We start from the raw sequence: 1,992 nt of genomic DNA on the forward strand, positions 1-1,992 counted from the left end.
GCACGGACAACAACGTTGCGCAGTAACGCGCTACCCCTTGCTCCACGCTCAGAAATGGTTCCGCGTATCCGGCCGCGCGCAACCGGGTGAGGTCGGCCTGCGTGAACGCCTGGTACTTCCCGCGCAGATCCTCGGGAAATGCAATGTATTCGACGCAGCCGGCGGAGACGAGCTCGGCCATCGAGCGCGCACGCTCGCCGCCGGCTGGCGCAACGCCGTTGATCACAGCCGCGGCGACATCGTTGAACGACTGCGCGCGCCCCGTGCCAACATTGAAGATGCCGCTCAGCTGCGGGTGGTCGAGGAAGTACAGGTTGACGCGCACACAGTCCTCGACCGAGACGAAATCGCGGCGTTGCTCGCCGTTCGCATAGCCGTGGCTGCCCTCGAACAGGCGCACGCGTCCCGCGCCCCGGAACTGGTTGAAGAAATGCCACGCGACCGAGGCCATGCGCCCCTTGTGCTGCTCGCGCGGGCCGTACACGTTGAAGTAGCGAAGTCCCACCACCTGCGCCGTCTGCTCCTCCCAGCGGCTGCGCAGATAGCGGTCGAACAGCACCTTCGAATAGCCGTAGACGTTGAGCGGCGCCTCGCATTCACCCGACTCGCGGCAATGCGTGTTGGCCCCGTAGACCGCCGCGGAGGATGCATAGATGAACGGAATGCCGCGGCTGCGACAGAAGTCGAGCAGGCGCACCGAGTAGCGGAAATTCAGGTCCAGCATGTAGCGGCCGTTCTTCTCGGTCGTATCCGAACAGGCGCCCTGGTGCAGCACCGCGCTCACCGCGCCGTCGAGCTTGCGGCCTTCGAGCAGCGCGGCGAGCTCGTTCTTGTCGTAGTAGTCGGCGATCTCGCAATCGGCGAGGTTGACGAACTTGTCGCCCTCGGTAAGATCGTCCACCGCGATGATCCGGCTCTCGCCGCGCTCGTTCAGCGCCTTCACCAGGTTCGAGCCGACGAATCCGGCCGCTCCCGTCACCACGATATGCATTCGATCTTCCTTCTCGCGTCAGGCCGAGCTGGCGGCCTGCGCGGCCGCGAGCTCGTCCGGATGCACGACCGCCGTGCCGAGCTTGCCCACCACGATGCCGGCAGCGAGGTTCGCGGCCCGCACGGCCTCGGGCCAACCCGCTCCGGCCGCGAGCTTCATCCCCAAGGTCGCGATCACCGTGTCGCCCGCACCACTGACATCGTAGACCTCGCGGGTCTGGGCAGGCACGTGCAGCACGCCGCTGCGGTCGAAAAGCGTCATGCCCTCTTCGCTGCGAGTGATGAGCAGCGCATCCAGCCGCAGGTATTGCCGCAGCCGCTGTGCCTTGACGTTGAATTCGGCTTCGCTCTTCCAGCTGCCGGCGACCTGCCGGAACTCGGCCTTGTTGGGCGTCAACGCGGTCGCTCCCCGATAGCGCACGTAGTCTTCGCCCTTCGGATCGACCAGCACGGGCTTCCCCAGCCGGCGCGCGAGCCGGATCATGCGCTCGACATGCGCGAGCGTGCCCTTGGCATAGTCGGACAGGATCACCAGGTCGCAGTCGGCCACGCTGCGCTCGAACTCGGCGAGCTTCGCATTCAGGACCTCGTGGCTCGGCATGGTTTCGAAGTCGATCCGCAGCAGTTGCTGCTGGCGTCCGATGACCCGCAGCTTCACCGTGGTCGGAACGCTGCCATCGCGATGCAGCCGGCCGCGAATGCCTTCGCCGTCGATCAGACGCGCGAGACAATCACCCGCCTCGTCCTCGCCGACGACGGAAAGAAGCTCGACGTCCGCACCGAGCGCGGCTGCGTTGCGCGCGACGTTGGCGGCTCCGCCCAGGCGCTCCTCGCGCCGCTCGACCAGGACGACCGGCACCGGCGCTTCCGGCGAGATTCGTCCTACCTGCCCGAACCAATAGCGGTCCAGCATGACATCGCCGACAACCAACAGGCGCGGCGCACGGGCGCGTGCGCGGCTGCCTGGTGTACGCGAACGCGAAGCGTCCGACCGGACACCCG

Annotated in this window: 2 protein-coding genes; both read right to left on the reverse strand. The window is 66.8% G+C overall.

Annotated elements, in window-relative coordinates; all coding sequences use genetic code 11:
- A partial coding sequence (rfaD, locus tag GEV05_22850) for an ADP-glyceromanno-heptose 6-epimerase (GenBank protein ID MPZ46168.1) occupies window positions 1-991 on the reverse strand: 991 nt, incomplete at its 3' end.
- 18 nt (window positions 992-1,009) lie between these two features.
- A complete protein-coding gene (gene rfaE1 / locus GEV05_22855) occupies window positions 1,010-1,903 on the reverse strand; it encodes a D-glycero-beta-D-manno-heptose-7-phosphate kinase (protein MPZ46169.1) in 894 nt (297 codons plus the stop codon).
- Window positions 1,904-1,992: the final 89 nt, after the last annotated feature.

The organism is Betaproteobacteria bacterium (assembly GCA_009377585.1).
Taxonomy (GTDB): domain Bacteria; phylum Pseudomonadota; class Gammaproteobacteria; order Burkholderiales; family WYBJ01; genus WYBJ01.